Origin of the sequence: Clostridium sp. AM33-3 (assembly GCF_003480315.1) — a bacterium.
Taxonomy (GTDB): domain Bacteria; phylum Bacillota; class Clostridia; order Lachnospirales; family Lachnospiraceae; genus Brotaphodocola.
In genome coordinates, this window is record NZ_QUIV01000002.1 from 324 (window position 1) to 24,165 (window position 23,842).

At 48.2% G+C, this 23,842-nt stretch carries 20 protein-coding genes and 1 riboswitch; of the genes, 18 read left to right on the top strand and 2 right to left on the bottom strand.

Going from position 1 to position 23,842, the window contains the following annotated elements:
- Nucleotides 1-233: 233 nt before the first annotated feature.
- The gene (locus DW819_RS01230; protein WP_118731721.1) at nucleotides 234-599 is read right to left on the bottom strand and encodes a VOC family protein; all 366 of its coding nucleotides are present in this window, start codon (nucleotides 597-599) and stop codon (nucleotides 234-236) included.
- A 72-nt stretch (nucleotides 600-671) separates the two neighbouring features.
- Complete coding sequence (locus tag DW819_RS01235; protein ID WP_118731722.1) at nucleotides 672-1,622, bottom strand: alpha/beta fold hydrolase; 951 nt, start codon at nucleotides 1,620-1,622, stop codon at nucleotides 672-674.
- 532 nt (nucleotides 1,623-2,154) lie between these two features.
- On the opposite strand from DW819_RS01235, the gene DW819_RS01240 reads away from it, so the two are divergent.
- From DW819_RS01240 to gdhA, 18 genes are all read left to right on the top strand, one after another.
- Nucleotides 2,155-2,922, top strand: a complete 768-nt coding sequence (locus tag DW819_RS01240; protein WP_118731723.1) for an AAA family ATPase — start codon at nucleotides 2,155-2,157, stop codon at nucleotides 2,920-2,922.
- Between the two features lie 2 nt (nucleotides 2,923-2,924).
- On the top strand, nucleotides 2,925-4,022 hold the full coding sequence (locus tag DW819_RS01245; RefSeq protein ID WP_118731724.1) for a ParB/RepB/Spo0J family partition protein: 1,098 nt from the start codon (nucleotides 2,925-2,927) through the stop codon (nucleotides 4,020-4,022).
- Nucleotides 4,023-4,052: 30 nt separating this feature from the next.
- A complete protein-coding gene (locus DW819_RS01250; RefSeq protein ID WP_118731725.1) occupies nucleotides 4,053-4,574 on the top strand; it encodes a DUF4446 family protein in 522 nt (173 codons plus the stop codon).
- A 275-nt stretch (nucleotides 4,575-4,849) separates the two neighbouring features.
- Nucleotides 4,850-7,462, top strand: coding sequence for a bifunctional acetaldehyde-CoA/alcohol dehydrogenase (adhE, locus tag DW819_RS01255; RefSeq protein WP_118731726.1), 2,613 nt, complete (start codon nucleotides 4,850-4,852; stop codon nucleotides 7,460-7,462).
- A 192-nt stretch (nucleotides 7,463-7,654) separates the two neighbouring features.
- The gene (locus tag DW819_RS01260; protein WP_118731727.1) at nucleotides 7,655-8,233 is read left to right on the top strand and encodes a TetR/AcrR family transcriptional regulator; all 579 of its coding nucleotides are present in this window, start codon (nucleotides 7,655-7,657) and stop codon (nucleotides 8,231-8,233) included.
- Nucleotides 8,234-8,452: 219 nt separating this feature from the next.
- Nucleotides 8,453-8,587, top strand: a complete 135-nt coding sequence (locus DW819_RS16040; protein WP_279220926.1) for a hypothetical protein — start codon at nucleotides 8,453-8,455, stop codon at nucleotides 8,585-8,587.
- A 329-nt stretch (nucleotides 8,588-8,916) separates the two neighbouring features.
- Nucleotides 8,917-9,136: riboswitch (cobalamin riboswitch) on the top strand.
- A gap of 157 nt (nucleotides 9,137-9,293) precedes the next feature.
- On the top strand, nucleotides 9,294-10,322 hold the full coding sequence (locus DW819_RS01275) for a sirohydrochlorin cobaltochelatase (RefSeq protein ID WP_118731730.1): 1,029 nt from the start codon (nucleotides 9,294-9,296) through the stop codon (nucleotides 10,320-10,322).
- Between the two features lie 77 nt (nucleotides 10,323-10,399).
- A complete protein-coding gene (locus tag DW819_RS01280; RefSeq protein ID WP_118731731.1) occupies nucleotides 10,400-11,314 on the top strand; it encodes a hypothetical protein in 915 nt (304 codons plus the stop codon).
- 167 nt (nucleotides 11,315-11,481) lie between these two features.
- A complete protein-coding gene (locus tag DW819_RS01285; protein ID WP_347560146.1) occupies nucleotides 11,482-12,576 on the top strand; it encodes an ABC transporter substrate-binding protein in 1,095 nt (364 codons plus the stop codon).
- Nucleotides 12,577-12,604: 28 nt separating this feature from the next.
- Nucleotides 12,605-13,618 carry an iron ABC transporter permease gene (locus DW819_RS01290; RefSeq protein WP_118731733.1) on the top strand — a complete coding sequence of 338 codons (1,014 nt, stop codon included), beginning with the start codon at nucleotides 12,605-12,607 and terminating at the stop codon, nucleotides 13,616-13,618.
- Between the two features lie 17 nt (nucleotides 13,619-13,635).
- Nucleotides 13,636-14,736, top strand: a complete 1,101-nt coding sequence (locus DW819_RS01295) for an ABC transporter ATP-binding protein (RefSeq protein WP_118731734.1) — start codon at nucleotides 13,636-13,638, stop codon at nucleotides 14,734-14,736.
- A gap of 117 nt (nucleotides 14,737-14,853) precedes the next feature.
- Entirely contained in the window at nucleotides 14,854-15,732 is an 879-nt protein-coding gene (locus DW819_RS01300) for an amino acid ABC transporter substrate-binding protein (RefSeq protein WP_118731735.1), read from the top strand.
- Between the two features lie 37 nt (nucleotides 15,733-15,769).
- The gene (locus DW819_RS01305) at nucleotides 15,770-16,423 is read left to right on the top strand and encodes an amino acid ABC transporter permease (protein ID WP_118731736.1); all 654 of its coding nucleotides are present in this window, start codon (nucleotides 15,770-15,772) and stop codon (nucleotides 16,421-16,423) included.
- 15 nt (nucleotides 16,424-16,438) lie between these two features.
- Nucleotides 16,439-17,206 (top strand): amino acid ABC transporter ATP-binding protein, encoded by a 768-nt coding sequence (locus tag DW819_RS01310; protein WP_118731737.1) that lies wholly within the window; start codon nucleotides 16,439-16,441, stop codon nucleotides 17,204-17,206.
- Nucleotides 17,207-17,291: 85 nt separating this feature from the next.
- The gene (fliB, locus tag DW819_RS01315; protein WP_118731738.1) at nucleotides 17,292-18,527 is read left to right on the top strand and encodes a flagellin lysine-N-methylase; all 1,236 of its coding nucleotides are present in this window, start codon (nucleotides 17,292-17,294) and stop codon (nucleotides 18,525-18,527) included.
- A gap of 139 nt (nucleotides 18,528-18,666) precedes the next feature.
- Nucleotides 18,667-20,298 carry an ATP-binding cassette domain-containing protein gene (locus DW819_RS01320; protein ID WP_118731739.1) on the top strand — a complete coding sequence of 544 codons (1,632 nt, stop codon included), beginning with the start codon at nucleotides 18,667-18,669 and terminating at the stop codon, nucleotides 20,296-20,298.
- Nucleotides 20,299-20,394: 96 nt separating this feature from the next.
- Nucleotides 20,395-22,272, top strand: a complete 1,878-nt coding sequence (locus DW819_RS01325) for an ABC-F family ATP-binding cassette domain-containing protein (protein WP_118731740.1) — start codon at nucleotides 20,395-20,397, stop codon at nucleotides 22,270-22,272.
- Nucleotides 22,273-22,482: 210 nt separating this feature from the next.
- Complete coding sequence (gene gdhA, locus DW819_RS01330) at nucleotides 22,483-23,817, top strand: NADP-specific glutamate dehydrogenase (RefSeq protein ID WP_118731741.1); 1,335 nt, start codon at nucleotides 22,483-22,485, stop codon at nucleotides 23,815-23,817.
- Nucleotides 23,818-23,842: the final 25 nt, after the last annotated feature.

Genomic DNA, 23,842 nt, shown 5'->3' on the forward strand with positions numbered 1-23,842 from the left:
GGTAGAAGTTCCGGAAACCGCGTACAGAATAAGCAGAAACATTGGAATTTGCTTTGTGAGCGAGCATAGCGTCAGACCGGAGACCCTTGTTTGAGCACGCAGCGCGTGCGAGTTTGGGTCGCAGGTCTGACAATAGGCGGCGCAGTGAACAAAACGCAAAATTCCAATGTTTCTGCGTTTCTGTACGCGGTTTCCGGAACTTCGGACCTTTTAGTGGTTCCGTCTCAATATTTTTATTTGGCTGGTACAATTTCAATCCAGTACCCGTCGGGATCAGAGATAAAGTAAATTCCCATGGCTTCATTTTCGTAGCAGATCACACCCTGCTGTTTATGCTGCTCATGAAGCTTTTCATACTCATCGGTAACAAAGGCAAGATGAAATTCACATTCGCCGAGATTGTACGGTTCTGTACGGTCGCGAAGCCAGGTGAGCTCCAGAGAAAAGTTACTGGTGCCGTCACCAAGATAGAGCAGCTTGAAGGAGCCATCAGCAGCCTCTTTTTCACGAACTGGTTCCAGATTTAAGGTATCTTTGTAAAATTTCAGACTTTTTTCCAGATTTAATACGTTGAAGTTAAAGTGATTGAACTGAATCATAACTTTCTCCTTTTCTTGGTAAAAATGATTTCATGTTTCACGTGAAACATGGGTATAAATTACATTCGCTATTTAACAAAAATATGTTTTTACAAGCTCAGCAATTTTTTCTGGATGTTCAAAATGCGCAAGCTCTTTTGTCTGTGGGACAAGAATAGTTTCGATAGAAGAGTTGTAATTCTTGTATTCATTCAAACGCTCTTCTATATTATCTATATTTGCACCACCAACCAGGTAAATGCTGTTATCAATTTTCTTCAGTGCATTCACCAGATTACATTTTGTGTAGTTACAGCGGATGCTTGCGAAAGTGGATTTTGGGGAAGCGCCGCGATGGGCGGCTTCATAGCAGGCATCCACATAGCTTGACTTCGCGGAATAAGGATTGTAAAGCTTTTTAGTTACCAATTCTTCCATTATCATTTTTTTACTGCTTGCTATGTTATATAAGAGCGTTCCAATAATTGGAAGTTCAATCATACATTTATACATTTTGGCAGTTTTGCCTGGTATAGAACTGAAATCAAGCAGACTGAGAGGATTGATTGCCATAATCTGATCGAAAAGATCTGGATTATTAGCGCATGCCATTAGTGGAATGGAAGCTGCCTCGCCAGATGTGATGATACTGGTCCGGTGTCCAATTTCCGATTTTATAAAATCGGAAATCAGCTGTACATACAGGAAATTGGTATATGTCATGTTCGCTTTTTCGGAACGTCCAAATCCAAGCAGATCAATTGTATAAACAGTATATTTGCTGCTTAAAAAAGGAATAAGCTGTTTCCACTCATATCCGGATGTACAGGTGTCCAGATCATGAATAAGCAGCAATGGTTTACCGGTTCCTTCTTTTGTATAATAAACATTGCCGAGACGCCATTTGAAACAGAGTGGTTCCGGTTCTGCCAGGAAATTTTTGGAAATGGCAGAAAACTGGATTGCTTTGTTGATTCCAGCGGTGGTGACAGCAGCGCCGGCAGAAAGAATAAGGAGCGTGAGTAATTTGTTTTTTGCTTTCATAGATTCCTCCTTTATGCCTTGCAAAAACATGCGTTTCGCATATATTTAGTATAGTATTATTTGGCAAAAGATGCAAGAAAAATACATCCGTTAGGAGATACGGATTATAGTAAGAGAAATGTTTGCAACTGTTCACAGGTAGAGATTTTCTGAACTGATAATTTCGTACGATACAGTTCTGGCAGCAGATTTTGCCGATTTAGAATGCGCGGTATCGGTAAAATCCCGTTGCTGGACACACATATGTGAACTGCAACAAATGTTTCACGTGAAACATTGAAAAACGAAATTACACAAGAAAGAAATGCCAAGAAGATGTTTCACGTGAAACATGAGTGAAGCGTAAAAAGTCTTATGGAATGCATGAAATACAGCAGCAAAAGTGTTATTGTACACGGATGGGCATTTTCTGAACGGATAATGCATTTTTAATAATACATTTTAGGACAAAGAATAGGAAAAGCAACAAAAATGTGCTATACTAATTCTATTGTAAAAAATAAATGGAATGACAGATTATAAGGATGATACTATGGGAAGAATAATTGCTATTGCAAATCAGAAGGGCGGCGTGGGAAAAACCACAACAGCTATTAATTTATCTGCTTGTCTGGCAGAAGCGGGACAAAAGGTTCTGGCGGTGGATTTTGATCCGCAGGGAAATGCGACCAGTGGTCTGGGCTTTGAAAAAGGCTATATGGACAAGACAGTATATGAGTTGCTGGTCGGAGAATGTACGCTGGAGGAGTGCATTATTAAGGAAGTTCAAGAAAATCTGGACGTACTTCCTTCGGATGTAAATCTTGCGGGAGCGGAGATTGAACTTCTGGATGTTCCGAACAAGGAGTCTTTGCTTAGAACAGAACTGGGAAAAATAAAGAATGATTACGATTATGTTATCATTGATTGCCCACCATCTTTGAGCCTTTTAACAATTAATGCACTGACAGCAGCAGATACAGTATTGGTTCCGATTCAGTGTGAATACTATGCGCTGGAGGGCTTGAGTCAGATTATACAGACTGTAGAGTTGGTAAAGAAGAAATTGAATCCACAGCTGGAACTGGAAGGCGTTGTTTTTACCATGTACGATGCGAGAACAAATTTGTCCTTGCAGGTGGTTGAAAATGTGAAAGCACATTTAAATAAGAATATTTATAAAACAATCATTCCGAGAAACGTGAGACTGGCAGAGGCACCAAGCCATGGCAAACCGATTAATATTTATGATACGCGCTCAACCGGAGCGGAGAGTTACCGGATGCTGGCGGCCGAAGTAATTAGCAGAGGGGAAGAATAGAGATGGCAGGAGCAAAAAGAGGATTAGGAAGAGGACTTGGAGCATTATTTGGAGAAGATACTGTTGAAGAAGTGATTTCAGAGGAAAAAGCTACAGCACGAAAACATGAAAGTGCAGTGAGTGAGACGAAAAATAAAACAGAAAATCACACAGTCAATAAGAAGCAGAATGCTGAAAAAAATGCAGTAGCAAGAAATAACGTACAGAAAACTGAGAAAAAAGAAGCGCAGACTTCTGAAAAAGAAATTTTGAATGTTGTACAAGAAATATCACCGCAGGAACAGGAAAAAGAGGTGCAGACTCAGGCGAAATTGGAACTGAAAATTTCAGAAATTGAGCCGAACCGAGATCAGCCGCGCAAGGCATTTGATGAGGAACAGTTGGAAGAGCTTGCAGATTCCATTCGAAAATACGGTGTATTACAGCCACTTCTGGTTCAGAAAAAGGGCGAAAGTTACGAGATCATTGCCGGTGAGCGAAGATGGCGAGCTGCTAAACTGGCTGGATTGAAGATGATTCCTGCTGTTATCCGGGAGTATAGCCCACAGCAGGCTATGGAAATTGCGTTAATTGAAAATGTTCAGCGGGAGGATTTGAATCCGATCGAAGAAGCGCAGGCTTATCAACGTCTGATGCAGGAGTTTTCCTTAAAACAGGAAGAAATTGCGGAACGAGTTTCCAAGAACCGTACGACGATTACCAACTGTATGCGTCTGTTAAATCTGGCTCCGGAAGTTCAGCAGATGCTGATTGAGGGCCGGATTGCCAGTGGTCATGCAAGAGCGCTTCTGGCAGTGGCAGATCCATATCAGCAGCTGGAACTGGCAAAAAAAGTTGAACTGGAGCGAATGAGTGTCCGTGAAGTTGAAAAAGCTGTAAAACTGTTGGGAAAAGAAAAGAAAGAAAAGAAAAAATCCCAGGTAGATGAGGCTGTTGAGCTGGTATTCCAGGATATGGAAAATCGTATGAAAACGGTTATGGGAACTAAGGTTAACATCAGTCGTAAAGATAAATCCAAAGGAAAAATTGAAATTGAGTATTACTCCGAGGCTGAGCTGGAGCGTCTTGTAGAACTGATCGAATCTATCCAGCCGGTATAGTCTAAAACGGAAGGACAGGAATGCATTAATATGGAAGAAAGTATTTTAAACGATCTGGGTTTTGATCCGGTGTATCTGTTGATCGCATCGGCAATTCTTACCTTGATTTTAATGGTTGTGACAATATTGTGCCTGATTAACATGAGAAAGCTTTACCGCCGATATGATATTTTTATGCGTGGAAAAGATGCGGAAAGTATGGAAAACATGATTGTGGATCAGATGAACGCAATTATTGAATTGCAGTCCCAGGACCGCTATAATAAGGATTCTATTCGAACAGCTAACAAAAATAGCCGTGCCGCATTCCAGAAGATCGGAATTGTGAAGTACAATGCATTCAAGGGTATGGGTGGAAATTTGAGTTTTGCTTTGGCCATGTTGGATTATACCAATACCGGATTTGTATTGAATTCAGTTCACAGTCGAGAGGGCTGCTATCTGTATTTAAAGGATGTGGAACGTGGTGAAACAGAGGTTTTGCTTGGTGCGGAGGAGAAGGAAGCATTGGAGCAGGCTCTTGGTTACAAGGAGAGAAAGCCAGAGGTATAAAGCAAAAGACCAGAACTGAGATGAGAGTTATTATCCGGTCCTGGTCTTTTGCTTTTGTATTAATTGAGGCTTGCAGCAGTGTTGCAGCTCCGTCTTCAAATATGCATTTTGTATACAAATACATGTATGAAAAAAAGATCATAAAAATAAAAATAAATATATTGACAACTATTTAACGAGTGGTATAATACTAACAGAATTCATCGTTAAAGAAATATCAATATAATTAACGAAAGTTTATAAACCCCATTCAAAAACCGTTGGAGGATAAAAATATGGCAAAGAAAGAGATGACAGCAGTTCCGGAAATCATCGATAGCGTAGAGGCACTGGAAGCAAAGATGGCCGCTATGCGTGATGCACAGAAGGTATTTGCAACCTATACTCAGGAGCAGGTTGATAAGATTTTCCACGCAGCTGCGATCGCAGCAAATCAGATGCGCATTCCATTGGCAAAGATGGCAGTGGAAGAGACTGGTATGGGCGTGGTAGAGGATAAGGTGATCAAGAACAACTACGCAGCAGAGCATATTCACAATGCATATAAAGATATGAAGACCTGCGGCGTGATCGAAGAAGATAAGGCATACGGTATCAAGAAGATTGCAGAGCCGATCGGTCTGGTTGCAGCCGTTATCCCAACAACCAATCCGACTTCCACCGCAATTTTTAAAACCCTGATCTGTTTAAAGACCAGAAATGCTATTATCATTTCCCCACATCCGCGTGCAAAAGCCTGCACCATTGCAGCAGCGAAAGTTGTTCTGGACGCAGCCGTAAAAGCTGGTGCACCGGAGGGAATTATCGGATGGATCGATGTTCCATCTCTGGAGCTGACTAACACGGTAATGAAGGATGCTGATATTATTCTGGCAACCGGTGGTCCGGGTATGGTAAAGGCAGCATATTCTTCCGGAAAACCGGCACTGGGAGTAGGTGCAGGAAATACCCCGGCAATCATTGATGATACTGCTGATATCAAGCTGGCAGTCAATTCCATCATCCATTCCAAGACTTTTGATAATGGTATGATTTGTGCGTCTGAGCAGTCGGTAACGGTTCTTGCACCGGTTTATGAGGCAGTGAAAAAAGAGTTTGTATACCGCGGCTGCTATTTCTTAAAACCAGACGAGATTGAGAAAGTAAGAAAAACCATTCTTATCAACGGATCCTTAAATGCAAAGATCGTAGGTCAGAGTGCATATAAGATCGCAAAGATGGCTGGTGTTGAGGTGCCGGAGGATACCAAGATCCTGATCGGAGAGGTAGAGTCTGTAGATATCAGTGAGGAGTTTGCACACGAGAAACTCTCACCGGTTCTGGCTATGTACAAGGCTCAGACTTTTGATGAGGCGATTGCAAAGGCAGAGCGCCTGGTTGCAGATGGCGGTTATGGCCACACATCTTCCCTCTATGTCAATGTAAACGAGAAAGAGAAGATGGCAAAACATGCAGCTGCCATGAAGACCTGCCGTATCCTGGTTAATACCCCGTCATCTCAGGGCGGTATTGGCGATCTGTATAACTTCAAGCTGCTTCCATCCCTGACACTGGGCTGTGGTTCCTGGGGCGGTAACTCTGTTTCTGAGAACGTAGGCGTGAAACATCTGCTGAACATTAAGACTGTTGCTGAGAGGAGAGAAAACATGCTGTGGTTCCGCGCACCGGAGAAGGTATACTTCAAGAAAGGCTGTATGCCGGTAGCTTTAAGTGAGCTGAAGGATGTCATGGGCAAGAAGAGAGCATTTATTGTAACGGACTCCTTCCTTTATATGAATGGTTATACAAAACCGATTACCGATAAACTGGATGAGATGGGCATTGTTTACCAGTGCTTCTCCAATGTACAGCCGGACCCGACCCTGGCAAATGCGATGGAAGGTGCAAAGGCTATGACTGCATTCCAGCCGGATGTCATCATCGCACTGGGCGGTGGCTCCGCAATGGATGCAGGTAAGATCATGTGGGTTATGTATGAGCATCCGGAAGTGGATTTCCAGGGCATGGCAATGCGCTTCATTGATATCCGGAAACGTGTTTATACCTTCCCGAAGATGGGAGAAAAAGCTTATTTTGTGGCAATCCCGACCTCTTCCGGTACTGGTTCCGAAGTAACTCCATTTGCGGTTATCACCGATCAGGAGACCGGTGTGAAGTATCCGTTAGCAGATTATCAGCTGCTTCCGAACATGTCCATCGTAGATACTGATAATATGATGAGCCAGCCGAAGGGCTTAACCAGTGCATCAGGTGTGGATGTTCTGACTCATGCACTGGAGGCATATGCTTCTGTTATGGCAACAGACTACACAGATGGCCTTGCATTAAAGGCTATGAAGAACGTATTTGAGTATCTGCCGACGGCATACAATGACGGCGGAAACGTAGAGGCAAGAAGCAAGATGGCTGACGCTTCCTGCATGGCTGGTATGGCATTTGCAAACGCATTCTTAGGTGTCTGCCATTCTATGGCACACAAGCTGGGCGCGTTCCATCACCTGCCGCATGGTATCGCTAACGCACTGCTGATTTCTCTGGTTGTAGAGTATAACTCTGCTGAGTGCCCAAGAAAGATGGGAACCTTCTCTCAGTACCAGTATCCGCATACCATGGCCCGTTATGCAGAGTGTGCACGTTTCGTTGGCATTCAGGCAAAGACGGATGAAGAGGCAGTGAAGAAGCTCATTGAGAAGATTGAGGAGCTGAAAGCAGCAGTCGGCGTGAAGAAGACCATTGCTGAGTATGGTGTAGATGAAAAATACTTCCTGGATACTCTGGATGCCATGGTAGAACAGGCATTTGATGACCAGTGCACCGGCGCAAACCCGAGATACCCGCTGATGAGTGAGATCAAAGAAATGTACTTAAGAGCTTACTACGGAAAATAAAATAAGAAAAATGGGAACGTCCCGGACGATATGTGAAACGCGTCCGGGGCGTTTTTGTTTTAATTATATAGAAAATTGCCTCCTATGAAATAAAAACGCTCCGCGAGAAAGTATAATAAAATCTTGACATAACTAATGACATTAGTCTACAATAAAAACTAACATCATTAGTTTGTGGGAGGGGAAAAGAACATGGCTCACAAAGGATTGAATCTGGATGTGGTGGTGAAGGCAGCGGCAGAATTGATTGAGCAGCAGGGAAGGGATGCATTTTCCATGCGGCTTCTGGCAGAGCAGTTGGGGATAAAGACGGCTTCACTTTACAATCATGTGGATAATATGGAAATGCTTCTGGCAGAGGTCTGCAGGTATGGCCTGTGTCTTCAGAATGAGATGGAGATGCAGGCCATGGAGGGAAGGCATGGAGAAGATGCCGTACGCCAGCTGGCAGACACATACAGAAACTTTGCGAAAAAACATCGGGAGCTATACTGGCTGATCATGGCCATGTCGGCAAAAGATAAGCGAGTGCGGGATGACGCGGCGGTTCTGTTTACAGACCCGTTAAAAAAAATGCTGGAAGATTTTCATTTAAAAGAAGAGGAAAGCATTCATTACCGGCGCTTATTTCGGGCCATAGTCCATGGATTTGTGGCGCAGGAGGAGCAGGGGTTCTTCTCCCACTATCCGGCGGCGGTGGATGACAGCTTTCATTTTGCGGTGCAGTGCTATATCGAAAGCCTGAAACAGGGCGAAAAGAGGTGTTCTTAACATGGAAAAAGAATGAGGAACTGTTTTGCAGCATGCCGGTTCCACAGGCAATTCTGACGCTGGCTGTGCCTCTGTTTATGTTTATGACAGCGCTCGCGAATTTGTTTGGTGTGGGAGGGGCGAGCCTGATCTCGCGCTTTTTGGGAGGTGGAGAACGCAAAAAGGCATCATGCTGCGGCGCATTCTGCATCTGGACAGCCGCAGGGATTTCTGTTTTGTATGCTGGATGCGATCCGCACTCTGTGTGTCTTCAGCCTTGGCGTGGCCCTGGCCATTGCGGTGCTTCTGTATACACAGGCGTCTGCCGTGAGCAGGCTGTTCATCAATAACCGTGAGACGGTAGCGTATGGCTGAAGATTTTTGCGGATTATCTGCTCTGCCAGCCCCATGACATTTTTTGCACTGACTGTGTTTCAGGCCACCGGAAAAAAGAGACAGCCCATTATTCTGCCCGTGCTGCGCAAGGGAACGGTGGATGTACCATTTATGCTTCTGTTTAACCATATATTCGGGATTCGCGGTGTGGCCTGAGCAACTCCGGTGGCTGAAATAATATCTCTGTTGGTCGCTGCGGTAATGGTCGTTCCGTATATCAGAAAACTGGCCAGGGGGCAGGAGATATAAAAGAGAAAATAATGCTTTTTCATTGCCTTTTCCATGTGTGGATGGTATGATGAGGACATATCGAAAATAGGACAGCAGGTGCCGGAATCGGATAGAAGGATTTCGGGTAAAAGGGAAGCAGGTGGAAAACCTGCGCGATCTCGTCACTGTAAGCAGGGAGCACCGGGTTATGCGCATGTCAAAACGGCATGGCGGCCACTGGTTTTTGGAGACTGGGAAGGTAATCTGAAGTGTGTGGAGCTGCGAGCCAGGAAACCTGCCTGCTGTTGGTACAGGAGCATTCCAGACCACGAGGACTTGGTCGTGCCGCAGGATCTTTTCAGAATTTTTCTCAGGGTTGTTCAGGCCATTGTTCGTGGTATGTTCCGGGTATTCCAAAATCGATAGTGTCAGTACGGATGGTTTTACACCATACCATTTTAGAGGAGGACATATCATGAAAAAGAGAACACTGACAGCATTATTTGCAGTGACTGCGCTTTCTGCTGCGATGATGGCAGGCTGTGCGGGAAAGGCAGAGAAAGAAGCGGCAACCACAGCGGAGGAAACCACGACTGAGGCGGCAGAGGAAACTATCGAGGCTGAGACGAAAGAAGCTCCGGCTGAGGAGGAAGACGAAGAAAATTACGATACTGGAGATGCATCTATGGACAACACAAGAAATCAGGATGAGATCGGAGAACAGGAGCTGTTGGTAGTAAGCTTCGGAACCAGCTACAACGACAGCCGCCGTCTTACCATCGGAGCGATCGAGAACGCAATGGAAAAGGCATTTCCGGATTATTCTGTAAGACGTGGCTTTACCAGCCAGATCATCATTGATCATGTGAAATCCAGAGATGATGTAACGATCGATAACGTAGATGAGGCATTAAAGCGTGCCGTTGACAATAAAGTAAAGACCCTGGTCATCCAGCCGACCCATCTGATGAACGGCCTGGAGTACAACGATCTTGCAGACGAAGTGGCACAGTATTCTGACGCATTTGATAAAGTAGCCATCGGCCAGCCGCTGTTAACCAGTGATGATGATTTCAAGACAGTGATCAAGGCAATTACGGAGGCTACCGCTGAGTATGATGACGGTGAGACCGCAATCTGCTTCATGGGTCACGGTACTGAGGCTGACTCCAATGCTGTTTACGCAAAGATGCAGGATATGCTTGCTTCTGAGGGTTATGAGCATTACTATGTAGGTACCGTAGAGGCGGAGCCGAGCCTGGAAGATGTTATCGCTAAAGTGAAAGAGGGCGAGTACAAGAAGGTTGTTCTGGAGCCGCTCATGATCGTTGCCGGTGACCATGCAAATAACGATATGGCAGGCGATGAGGATGGTTCCTGGAAGAAGGAGTTTGAGAAAGCGGGTTACGATGTAACCTGTCTGGTTCGTGGCTTAGGCGAGTTAGAGCCGATCCAGCAGCTGTTTACAGAGCATGCGCAGGCAGCTATCGACAGCCTGAAGTAATCAAAATAGTATAAAAATAAGACAGAGAATGGGCGGCGGATGGAATTCCGGCCGCCCGTTTTGATAGGGATGAAAATATGAGAAAAAATATATACGGAATTATGGCAGCAGTATGCTTAAGCAGTGTACTGGCAGCAGGCTGCGGTGGAAAAAATCAGGCAGAGACACTGCCGGCACAGAGCAGCGAGACAATGTCGGTACAGGTAAGTGAGACCGTGGCAGCGACGGAAGAGACTGCAGAGCAGCAGAGTGTTGGGACCGAAGGGATGACACCGGTTTTGGCGTCAGAATTAAGAGATGGAGTGTACCAGATTCAGGTGGATTCCAGCTCCAGCATGTTTCGGATCGAGGCATGCGAACTGACTGTGAAGGATGGCAGTATGACGGCCGATATGAAGATGGGAGGTACCGGTTATCTGAAGCTTTACATGGGAACCGGGGAAGAAGCGGCAAAGGCGCCGGAGGAGAAGATGATCCCATTTGAGGAAGCTGCGGATGGGAGCCATCATTTCACGGTTCCGGTGGAAGCATTGGATAAGGAGCTGGACTGCGCCGCATTCAGCAAGAAGAAAGAAAAATGGTATGACCGTGTTCTGGTATTTCGGGCGGATTCTCTTCCGGCTGATGCGCTGACGGATGCGGCCCAGGTGACAGCAGAGAGTCTGGGACTGGCCGATGGCTGCTATACTGTGGAGGTGTCCATGGAGGGAGGATCCGGCAGGGTGAGCGTGGAATCTCCGGCGAAGCTGGTCGTAAAGGATCAGAAGGCGGTTGCAGAGGTTGTGTGGAGCAGTCCGAACTACGATTATATGAAGGTTGGAGAGGAAAAATTCCTTCCGGTCAATCAGGGCGGAGAAACTTCTGTGTTTGAAATCCCGGTAACGGTGTTTGACCGGAAGATGGCGGTAGCAGCCGATACTACGGCTATGAGTACGCCCCATGAGATTGAATACACGCTGCTGTTTGATTCTGCGAGTATCAAGACAGAATGAGAAAGCAGATTGAACAGTGTGCGAACCGTAACAGAGTGAGGGCAGATATGAGGAAATGTGGGAATATGTGCTTGTACCGCAGGGCCTTGACCGGAGTGCTTGCAGTGCTTCTTGCTGTGGAAATTTCGGCCTGCGGTGGGAAGGCGAAGCCAGGGCAGGAGACGGGAGTGAGTCAGAAAGCAGAAATAACTCAGGAGAAGGCTTCTGCTCCGGTCTGGAAGGACATGAGGCCGGAGCGCAGTATGGAGCTTTCCTATGCGAAGCAGTTTTCGGTGGATTATTATGACGGCGGCTACGATCTGATTCAGGTGCAGGATGACAGTACCTGTCTGGTGGTGCCGGAAGGAGCTGCCGTGCCGGAGGGGCTTCCAGCCTCGATTACTGTTTTGCAAAAACCGTTGGATCATGTGTACCTGGCAGCGACATCGGCTATGGACCTGATCGCGGCCCTGGGCCGTGTGGACCGGATCACGCTGTCCGGAACGAAGGAGTCCGGATGGTATGTGGATGCGGCCAGACAGGCTATGGAAGATGGGACACTATCCTATGCGGGAAAATACAGCGCACCGGATTATGAGCAGATCCTTTCTTCCGGCTGTGATCTGGCACTGGAATCCACGATGATCTATCACGTGCCAGATGTGAAGGCACAGTTAGAGCAGTTAAAGATCCCGGTGTTTGTGGAGCGTTCCAGCTATGAGGAGCATCCGCTGGGAAGAATGGAGTGGATCCGGCTGTATGGCGTGTTATTTGATGCGGAAGAGACGGCGGAGCAGTTGTTTCAAGAGCAGGTGCAGCAGCTTGATACGGTGCTGACCGGACAGTCTGTCGGAAAAAGCGCAGCTTTTTTCTATATTACGTCTAATGGTGCGGTGAATGTACGAAAACCGGGTGATTACGTGGCCAAAATGATCGAGCTGGCTGGCGGAAGCTATGTACCGAAGACGGCTGATACGGATGAGAATGCCCTTTCTACCATGAATATGCAGATGGAAACCTTTTATGCAGAAGCAAAGGAGGCAGACTGTCTGATCTACAACAGCACCATAGAAGGGGAATTGCAAACAATGGATGAGCTATTGCAGAAAAGTCCGCTGCTGAAAGATTTTAAAGCAGTGAAAAGCGGAAATGTGTGGTGCACTGGGAAAAATATGTTCCAGGAAACCATGGGACTTGGTGATATGATCTTAGATCTTCATGCAGTACTTTCGGAGGCTGCGCCGGATGAGAACAGCCTCCATTATCTGCACCGGCTGAAGTGACCACAGAATAGACAGGAGGAGAGGAAGTGTGAAAAATCGAACAGTGCGCTGCAGACTGGTCTTTTTGCTGCTGGCAGGTTTGTTTGTCATTCTGGCAGCACTCAGCTTCAGCGTGGGCAGTGTTTCCCTGTCCCTTCGGGATATGTGTGAGATTCTGTCGGGAGCAGACCGGGAAAGTACAGCCTTTCATATCCTGTGGGACATCCGTTTGCCGCGCCTTTTTGCTGCCGCGCTGCTTGGCGGGGCTCTTTCCGTGTCTGGATTTTTGCTCCAGACCTTTTTTGCAAACCCTATTGCAGGACCTTTTGTTCTGGGGATTTCTTCTGGGGCCAAGCTGGTGGTGGCTTTCGTCATGATCCTGTTTCTGGGAAAGGGTCTTTTTATGGGATCCGCGTCCATGATCGTGGCGGCGTTTGCCGGATCCATGCTTTCCATGGGGTTTGTACTGGTGATCGCACGGCGGGTAAGGCAGATGCCTGTGCTGGTGGTATGCGGTGTTATGATCAGCTATATCTGTTCTGCAATCACGGATTTCGTGGTGACCTTTGCAGACGACGCCAACATTGTAAATTTACACAACTGGTCCATGGGCAGCTTTTCCGGTACGACCTGGGATCAGGTGCGGGTCATGGCGGCGGTGGTGCTTCCTGTATCCGTGTTGTCATTTTGCATGGCAAAGCCCATCAGCGCTTATCAGCTGGGCGAGGAGTATGCCAGGAGCCTTGGCGTGAATGCAAAACGGTTTCGAGCAGAGCTGATCCTGTTATCCAGCATCCTTTCGGCCTGTGTGACGGCCTTTGCGGGACCGGTATCTTTTGTGGGCATCGCTGTGCCGCAGCTGGTAAAGCGGCTCTTTGGAACGGCAAAGCCCATTGTAGTGCTCCCAGGCTGCTTCCTGGGCGGCGCAGTCTTCTGCCTGCTCAGTGATCTGATCGCCCGGACTCTGTTTGCGCCCACGGAGCTTTCTATCAGTTCGGTGACCGCAGTGTTTGGAGCACCGGTGGTGATCTGGCTTATGATCCGGGGCAGAAGCCGGAAATGAGCAGCAGGGAAAGGAGAATGGAAGTGTTGAGACAGGAAGAGGCATATCTGAGAACAGAAAATCTTGCGGCCGGCTATGATGGAAAGGCATGGATCCGTGAGATCAGCATTCATGCTTCGCGAGGGGAAATTGTGACACTGATCGGCCCGAATGGAGCGGGAAAGTCCACAATTTTAAAAAGCATTGCCGGACAGTTAAAGCCGGTGGGGGGCGTGGTCAGTCTGGACGGCCGGATGATGGAACAGTGGCCGGAAACGGAGATTGCCCGCCGGATGGCGGTGATGATGACGGAGCGGATGCAGCCAGAGCTTATGACCTGCTTTGATGTGGCGGCCATGGGGCGTTATCCCCATACCGGACGTTTCGGAATACTGTCGGAAACGGACCGTGCTATTGTGCGGGAGGCACTTGCCATGGTGCACGCAGAAGAACTGGAAGACCGGGAGTTTTCCCGGATCAGTGATGGTCAGAAACAGCGGATCCTGCTGGCCAGGGCTATCTGCCAGCAGCCGCAGATCATTCTTCTGGATGAGCCGACCTCGTTTCTGGATATCCGCCATAAGATGGAACTGCTGACAATCTTAAAAACGCTGGTGCGTAAGAAGCAGGTGGCAGTGTTAATGTCCATGCACGAGCTGGATCTGGCCCAGAAGGTGTCGGATTACATTGTGTGCGTGGGGGAAAATAAAATCTGGAAATGCGGAATGCCGGAGGAAATTTTTACTGCGGCAAACATGGAGGCGCTGTTTGGAATCCGGGCAGAGAGCTATCAGGCAGAATACGGATCTGTGGAGCTTACGCCGGTATCCGGTGTGCCGGAGGTCTTTGTCATTGGCGGAAACGGAAGCGGAATTCCGGTTTACCGGAAGCTGCAGCGTCAGGGAATTCCCTTTGCAGCAGGAGTACTGCATGAGAACGATCTGGATTATCCGGTGGCAAAGGCACTGGCTGTGCAGGTTATTTCGGAGCGCCCGTATGAACCAATAGGGGAAGCGGCTTATGAAGAGGCACTTCAGGTGATGGAGAAATGCAGAACAGTGATCTGCAGTGTACAGGAGTTTGGAAGCGGAAATCTGAAAAATGCAGATTTACTGCAGCGTTTTATGAAAAAAGGGTAGACAGAAACACTTTACTATGCTACCATGATAACGTGTACGCCGTACGTGTACAATAAGCATTGCGGTGAAAGGATTATCGTTCGTGCATCGTGGAACAGCAATGAGGAGGAAGCAATTATGAGAAAGAGAATGTTAAGCGCAGCAATGGCAGGTATGATGGTGGTATCCATGACTGCATGCGGAGGCAGCAAGCAGGCTGAGACCACCGCAGCAGCAACTGAGGCAGAGACTTCCGCCGAGGAAACTACTGCAGCAGAAACTACCGCAGAGGCAGCAGATGAGGCTGGCGAGCTGGGTGGTACCTTTACCGTAGGTTTTGACCAGGATTTCCCGCCGATGGGCTTTGTAGGAGATGACGGTCAGTATACCGGCTTTGATCTGGAACTGGCACAGGAGGTTGCAGACAGACTGGGTCTTGAGTTTGTTCCGCAGCCGATCGCATGGGATGCAAAAGATATGGAACTGAGTTCCGGCACTATCGACTGTATCTGGAATGGTTTTACCATGAACGGACGTGAGGATGATTACACCTGGAGTACTCCTTATATGGACAATAGCCAGGTATTTGTTGTAGCAGCAGATTCCGGCATCAGTTCTCTGGCTGATCTGGCCGGCAAGGTTGTTGAGGTTCAGACTGACTCTTCCGCAGAGGCGGCTTTAAAGGATAATGCAGAGTTAAGCGCAACCTTCGGAACACTTCAGACCACCCCGGATTACAACACCGCATTCATGGATCTGGAGATGGGTGCCGTAGATGCCATCGCAATGGATGTCATCGTAGCCGGTTACCAGATCGAGCAGAGAGGTGAGTCCGACAAGTACGTGATCCTTGACGAGACCCTTTCTTCCGAGGAGTACGGCATTGGCTTTAAAAAGGGCAATGAGGAGTTAAGAGATAAGGTCCAGGGAGCGCTGGACGAGATGGCAGCAGACGGTACCATGGCAGAGATTTCTGAGAAATGGTTTGGCCGTGATGTAACCACGATTGGAAAATAACAGTTAAAATGAAACAGAAGGCGAAGGAGCAGGAGTTATGCAGATTAATACCATGATATCACAGTTATCGGGAGGAATGCTGGTCAGCACAGAGATTTTTGTGGTGACGCTGGTGTTTTCCCTGCCCCTTGGTCTTCTGATTGCTTTTGGCAGAATGTCGAAGAATAAGGTCCTGCAGGGAATTGTGAAGACCTATATCTCTATCATGCGCGGAACCCCGTTGATGCTGCAGCTGATGGTTGTTTATTTTGGACCGTTCTATCTGTTTGGCATTAAGATCAAGAGCAATAATTACCGTCTGATCGCGGCGATGATCGGATTTGTCATCAATTATGCGGCATATTTTGCGGAGATTTACCGCAGTGGTATCCAGTCTATGCCAAATGGCCAGTATGAAGCTGCAAAGCTTCTTGGCTACAGTCGCGGTCAGACCTTTTTCCGCATCATTCTGCCGCAGGTGATCAAGCGGATCCTGCCATCGGTGACCAATGAGGTGATCACGCTGGTTAAGGATACCTCTCTTGCATTTACCATCAGTGTTCTGGAGATGTTTTCCATGGCGAAGGCTCTGGCATCGGCTCAGACCAGTATGATTCCGTTTGTGGCAGCCGGACTATTCTACTACATCTTCAACCTTGTGGTAGCGGTTGTTATGGAATGGATCGAGAAGAAACTGTCCTATTATGAATAAACCCGGAGGAATATCATGAACTTACTGGAAATGAATCATGTAAAAAAATCATTTGGAGACCTTGGTGTCATTCAGGATATTTCTCTGCATGTAGGAGAGGGCGAGATCGTCTCCATCATCGGACCCTCCGGTTCCGGTAAATCTACACTGCTGCGCTGTGCGACCATGTTAGAGACGATGGACAGTGGCGAGCTGATTTACCTGGGAGAGAGGGCAGCGTGGAATGATGCGGATGGAAAGGCTGTTTATGCATCTAAAGCTGAATTGAAGAAAATCCAGCAGAATTATGGCCTGGTATTCCAGAATTTTAACCTGTTCCCACATTATTCGGTGCTGAGAAATGTGATGGATGCGCCGGTAGCTGTGCAGAAACGTGATAAAGAAGAAGTGCGGAAAACAGCGATGGAGCTTTTGGAAAAGATGGGACTGGCGGACAAGGCCGATGCCTATCCGTGTCAGTTATCCGGCGGTCAGTGTCAGCGTGTAGCCATTGCCAGGGCACTGGCGTTAAATCCGAAAATCCTGTTCTTCGATGAACCGACCTCTGCACTGGATCCGGAGCTGACCGGTGAGGTGTTAAAGGTGATCAAGTCCCTTGCGGATCTGCATATCGCCATGGTCATTGTAACGCATGAGATGGCCTTTGCGAGAGATATCTCTGACCGTGTGATCTTTGTGGCAGACGGGGTGATCGTGGAAGAGGGAGCTCCGGCACAGGTATTTGCGTCTGAGAATGAGCGGACAAAAAGTTTCCTGGGACGATACGGAGATATGTTGAAATAAAAGATATTGTGATTGTGAAAATTGTGCCTGGAAGGCCGCCTGAGCAGCTTTCCGGGCCTGTTGTATTTATTTAGGAGTGATGAGTATGCTGTATACATATCCACATTATTATAAAAAATTCCAGTGTATTGCTTCGGAATGTGAGGATACCTGCTGTGCGGGGTGGGCGATCACGATCGATCCGAAGTCTCTTGAGAAGTACCGTCATGCGAGAGGACCAATGAAGGCGCGCCTGAGAGAGTCTGTGGACTGGAAACAGAAGTGCTTTAAGCAGCGGGAACATCGATGTGCCTTTTTGAACGAGGAAAATCTCTGCGATCTTTATGCAGGCATGGGCGCAGACAGTCTGTGCTGGACCTGCAGGACTTACCCGCGCCATATAGAGGTGTTCGACGGTGTGCGGGAGGTATCGCTGTGCTTATCCTGTATTGAGGCAGCGCGGATCATTCTTGGAACAAAGGAGCCGGTACGCTTTCTTTCCAGCGAGAATGAAAAAGAAGAAAGCTGCGAGGATGAGGAGTTTGATTTTTTCCTGTATACCAAGCTGGAAGAAACGCGTGATGTAATGTTTGAGATCCTGGAAAACCGGGAACTATCCAGCGAGCTTCGTATGGCTTTGTGCCTGGCTCTGGCGCATGACCTGCAGTGCCGGATAAGGGATGAGAAGCTGTATGAGGTGGACGGGCTGCTGGCCCGGTATTCTGTTGGAAGTATGTGTGGGACAGCGCAGGAGAAAGCAGACGCTGCAACGGATGCCGGACAGCCTGTACAGGCCAAAGCCGGGGACACTGTGGCACGCTTCTGCCGCCGTCTGGCCTCAGCCGGTCTGGAGCAGTACAGCCGCTTTGAGACAGCAAGTGAGCTTTATACGGTGTTTGAAAAGATGGAACCCCTTGACAGTGCATGGCCTGAGCGCCGGGACGGCATGGATGAAATCCTCTACGGAGCTGGAAAAGAAGTGTATGAGTCAAATCGCCGGGCTTTTCTTACGGCAAACGGCACACGCATGGAGCTTCTCAGGGAGCAGATCATGGTGTACTTTGTGTTCGGCTACTTTTGTGGAGCTGTGTACAATGATAATCCATACGGCAAGCTGAAGCTGGCTGTGGCGGCAACGATTCTGGTGGAGGAGCTGCTGATGGCGGAGTGGCTGCGGGAAGATCTCCCGGAGAAAAAGATTGTGGACCTGGTGCACTGCTTTTCCAGAGAGGTGGAGCATTCTGATGAGAACCGGGGACTTCTGGAGGATGAGCTTGTGAAACGGGAGGAATTCCGTCTGAAGGCACTGCTTGCGGCCGTCATTGAGTGGAAGCGTGCGTAAGCAGGAAAAAAACCTTAAAATTCCTGCAAAATACGCTGAATAGCGCTTGCAAAATACGGAAATTCCTGTAAAATAGAGATGATGCAAAAGACGAGGGACATGACAATGCCCCTCTTTTTTATGAAAGGTGTTAGAAAGAATGATTAGTGCAAATGGTGTTACCCTGCGTGTGGGGAAAAAGGCATTATTTGAAGATGTAAATATCAAATTTACCGAGGGAAACTGCTACGGCCTGATCGGTGCGAACGGAGCCGGAAAGTCTACCTTCTTAAAAATCTTATCCGGACAGTTAGAGCCGACCAACGGTGATGTTGTGATCACCCAGGGCCAGCGTCTGTCTTTCCTGCAGCAGGACCACTTTAAATACGACGAGTACACCGTACTGGATACCGTTATCATGGGAAACAAGCGTCTGTATGATGTTATGAAAGAGAAGGACGCTATCTATATGAAACCGGATTTCTCTGATGAGGACGGAATCAAGGCAGCAGAGTTAGAGGGAGAGTTTGCAGAGATGAATGGCTGGGAGGCTGAATCTGACGCAGCCAACCTGTTAAACGGCCTGGGAGTTGATACCGAGTATCACTACAATCTTATGAAGGACCTGACCGGTGCGTTAAAGGTCAAAGTTCTGCTTGCGCAGGCACTGTTCGGCAACCCGGATATCCTGCTTCTCGACGAGCCGACCAACCATCTGGATCTGGATGCGATCGCATGGCTGGAGGAGTTTTTGATCAACTTTGAGAATACCGTTATCGTGGTATCCCATGACCGTTACTTCCTGAATAAGGTCTGCACCAATATCGCAGATATCGACTACGGAAAAATCCAGCTGTACGCAGGTAACTACGATTTCTGGTATGAATCCAGCCAGTTAATGGTAAAACAGATGAAGGAAGCAAACCGCAAGAAAGAGGAGAAGATCAAAGAGCTGCAGGAGTTTATCCAGCGATTCTCCGCAAACGCTTCCAAATCCAAGCAGGCTACCTCCAGAAAACGTGCTCTGGAGAAAATCGAGTTAGACGACATCCGTCCGTCAAGCCGTAAGTATCCGTACATCGATTTCCGCCCGTTCCGTGAGATCGGAAACGAGGTTCTGACCGTTGAGAACTTATCAAAGACCATTGACGGTGAAAAGATTTTAGATGGTATCAGCTTTACCCTGACTCGCGATAATAAGGTTGCACTGGTAGGACCGAATGAGCGTGCAAAAACCGTTCTGTTCCAGATCCTGTCTGGTCAGATGGAGCCGGATGAGGGTTCCTACAAGTGGGGCCTGACTACTACCCAGTCCTACTTCCCGAAGGACAACACCGCTGAGTTTGACAGCGATGATACCATCGTAGACTGGCTGACCCAGTATTCTCCGGAAAAGGATGTAACTTATGTACGTGGTTTCCTTGGCCGTATGCTGTTTGCAGGTGAGGATGGCGTGAAGAAGGTCCGCGTTCTTTCCGGTGGTGAGAAGGTTCGCTGCATGCTTTCCAAGCTGATGATCTCCGGCGCCAATGTGCTGATGTTAGATGAGCCGACTGACCATCTGGATATGGAGTCCATTACTGCGCTGAACAACGGTCTGATCAAATTCCCGGGTGTTCTGATCTTCTCTTCCCGTGACCATCAGATCGTACAGACCACCGCAAACCGCATCATGGAGATCGTAAACGGCAAGCTGATCGATAAGATCACTACCTACGACGAGTACCTTGAGAGCGATGAGATGGCCAGAAAGCGTTTTGTATTCTCAGTTGAGGAGAAAGACGAAGACTAAAAAGATAACAAAGGGCAGTCCTTTAAGCGACCCGGAGGGGATCGAAGGGGACCGTCCTTTTTCATTTCACAGGAAATTGCGTCTTATGGAGGTTTTATGAGTTTAATTACAATCGAACATCTGACAAAATCTTATACGGAGCGCCTGCTGTTTGATGATACGGCGTTCAGCATCAATGAGGGTGAGAAGGTGGGTCTTATCGGTATCAACGGCACTGGTAAATCCACGCTTCTTAAGATTGCAGCAGGGCTGGAAGAGCCGGATGACGGCTCTGTGGTGCGCCGCAGGAATCTTTATATCCGCTATCTGCCGCAGATCCCGGCATTTACCGCAGGAGACACCGTGCTGGATGCCATTGTGCGGGATAACCGGGATGAGCCGCATTTTTCCTTCCGGGAGGAGATCGAGGCCAGTGCAAAAAATATCCTGACACGGCTTGGAATCTATGATTTTGACGAGAAGGTGGAACATCTTTCCGGAGGACAGAGAAAGCGTGTGGCGCTGACCAGTGTACTGCTTTCCACGGCAGATCTTCTGATCCTGGACGAGCCGACAAACCACCTGGACAGTGAGATGGCAGACTGGCTGGAGGAGTATTTAAAGAAATTCCGGGGAGCACTGCTGATGATCACTCATGACCGGTATTTCCTGGACAGCGTGACCAACCGCATTGTAGAGCTGGATAAGGGAAAGCTTTACAGCTATCAGACCAATTATGAGGGCTTTGTCAAGTTAAAAGCTGAGCGCATGGATATGGCTGTGGCCTCTGAGCGTAAGCGCCAGACCATTTTACGGACAGAGCTTGCCTGGATGCAGCGCGGCGCAAGAGCCCGCTCCACCAAACAGAAGGCTCACATCCAGCGCTATGAGGCATTGCGGGACATGGACGCGCCGGAGTTTGACAAAGAGGTGGAGATGGAGTCCATCTCCAGCCGTCTGGGCCGTACTACGGTAGAGGTGAAGGATCTTTGCAAGGCATATGGGAATAAAGTTCTGTTAAAGGATTTTACCTACATCTTTCTGAAAAATGACCGTGTCGGTATCATCGGTCCGAACGGAAGCGGAAAATCTACGCTCATGAAGATGATCGCCGGATGGGTACAGCCGGATTCCGGAACCATCGAGATCGGACAGACGGTCAAGATCGGCTATTTCTCGCAGGAGAATGAGGCGATGGATGAGAGCCTGAAGGTCATCGACTACATCCGCAACGTGGCAGAGTATGTGCAGACGAAGGACGGAAGTATCAGCGCTTCCCAGATGCTGGAGCGTTTTCTGTTTCCTGGCAGTGTGCAGTATACCACGATCAGCCGTCTCTCCGGCGGAGAGAAACGACGCCTGTATCTCTTGCGGATCCTGATGGATGCGCCGAATGTGCTGCTTTTAGACGAGCCGACCAACGATCTGGATATCCGCACCCTGACGATCCTGGAGGATTATCTGGACAGCTTCCAGGGCATTGTTATCACCGTATCCCATGACCGGTATTTCCTGGACCGCATGGTGCGCCGGATCTTTGCCTTTGAGGGTGACGGAAAGGTGGTGCAGTATGAGGGCGGCTTTACGGATTACCAGGCGGCATATTTGATGAAGCATCCGGAGCTGTCTGGCGGAACTGCTGGCGGCAAGGGTGCAGCAGGGCGCGACAGCACTGGAAATGCAGGAGCTGCCGATGGGGACAGTGAAAGCGGCGGTGCCGCAAAAAAATCTTCCCAGGAGGGCAGAGCTCACCAGAAGAAACTGAAATTTTCATTCAAGGAGCAGCGGGAGTGGGACACTATCGAGGACGAGATTGCAGGTCTGGAAGCAGATCTCGAGACACTGGATGGTCAGATCGCGGAGTCCGCTACCAATTACGGCAGGCTGAACCAGCTCATGACAGAGAAGGCAGAGAAAGAAGCACTGCTGGAAGAAAAGATGGACCGGTGGATGTACTTACAGGAATTAGCTGAGAAAATCGCTGCACAATCGTAATTTTCCTGCTTCTACTTAATCAAAATATGAATTAGGTGCATATCTGCCATGATTTTTCGCAATAAAAGTTTCAAAATGAAGGGATTGACTTTAGCAATTTAACTTGCTATAATTTCTACGATACGTAAAGAGCAAAGGGGCTCCGCCGATATTGGCGGTGCCCTATTGTCTTTTTCAGAGAAAGATGATAACTCAAGGAGGAGAAAAGTTATGTCTTATGTAGATGAGATCTATGAGAGAGTAGTAGCCCAGAACCCGGGCGAGCCGGAATTCCATCAGGCAGTAAAAGAGGTTCTGGATTCCTTAAAACTGGTTATTGACGCAAACGAGGAGAAATACCGCAAGGCTGGTATCCTGGAGCGTTTTGTAGAGCCGGAGAGAATTGTCTCCTTCAAGGTTCCGTGGGTAGATGATAAGGGCAATGTACAGGTAAACAAGGGCTATCGTGTACAGTTCAACAGCGCAATCGGACCGTACAAGGGAGGTCTTCGTCTCCATCCGTCCGTAAACCAGAGCATCTTAAAATTCTTAGGTTTCGAGCAGACTTTGAAAAACTCCCTGACCGGTCTTCCTATGGGCGGCGGTAAAGGTGGTTCCAACTTCGATCCGAAGGGCAAATCTGACCGAGAGGTTATGGCATTCTGCCAGAGCTTTATGACTGAGCTGTACCGTCACATCGGCAAAGATACTGACTGCCCGGCTGGTGATATCGGCGTAGGCGCAAGAGAGGTTGGCTTCCTGTTCGGACAGTATAAGAGAATCACCGGTCTGTACGAGGGCGTTCTGACTGGTAAAGGCCTGACCTTCGGCGGTTCCCTGGCAAGAACTGAGGCAACCGGTTACGGCCTGATCTACATGCTGGATGAGATGTTAAAGCACAATGGCAAAGAGCTGGCCGGCAAGACTGTTCTGGTATCCGGTTCCGGTAATGTAGCAATCTACGCAGTACAGAAGGCTCAGGCACTTGGTGCTAAGGTTGTTGCTATGAGTGATTCCAACGGCTATGTATATGATCCGGACGGCATCAAGCTGGATGTTGTAAAAGAGATCAAGGAAGGTCGTCGCGGCAGAATCAAAGAGTACGTTGACGCTGTTCCGACTGCAAAATATACGGAGGGCAAGGGCATCTGGACCATTCCGTGTGACATCGCTCTTCCGTGCGCAACCCAGAACGAGCTGAATCTGGATGACGCAAAGGCTCTGATCGCAAACGGCTGCTTCGCAGTAGCAGAGGGTGCAAACATGCCGTCCACCAGAGAAGCTACCGACCTGTTCGTAGAGAAGAAGATCCTCTTCATGCCTGGTAAGGCTGCAAACGCAGGCGGTGTTGCAGTATCCGGTCTGGAGCAGAGCCAGAACAGCATGAGACTGTCCTGGACCTTTGAGGAGGTTGACGCAAAGCTGCATGACATCATGGTTGGCATTTTCGCAAAGGTTGATGATGCTGCAAAACGCTATGGCGCAGAGGGCAACTATGTGGCAGGCGCAAACATTGCAGGCTTCGAAAAGGTTGCAAATGCTATGATCGCACAGGGTATTGTGTAAAATCTGATTTGAGTTAAAACAAAGA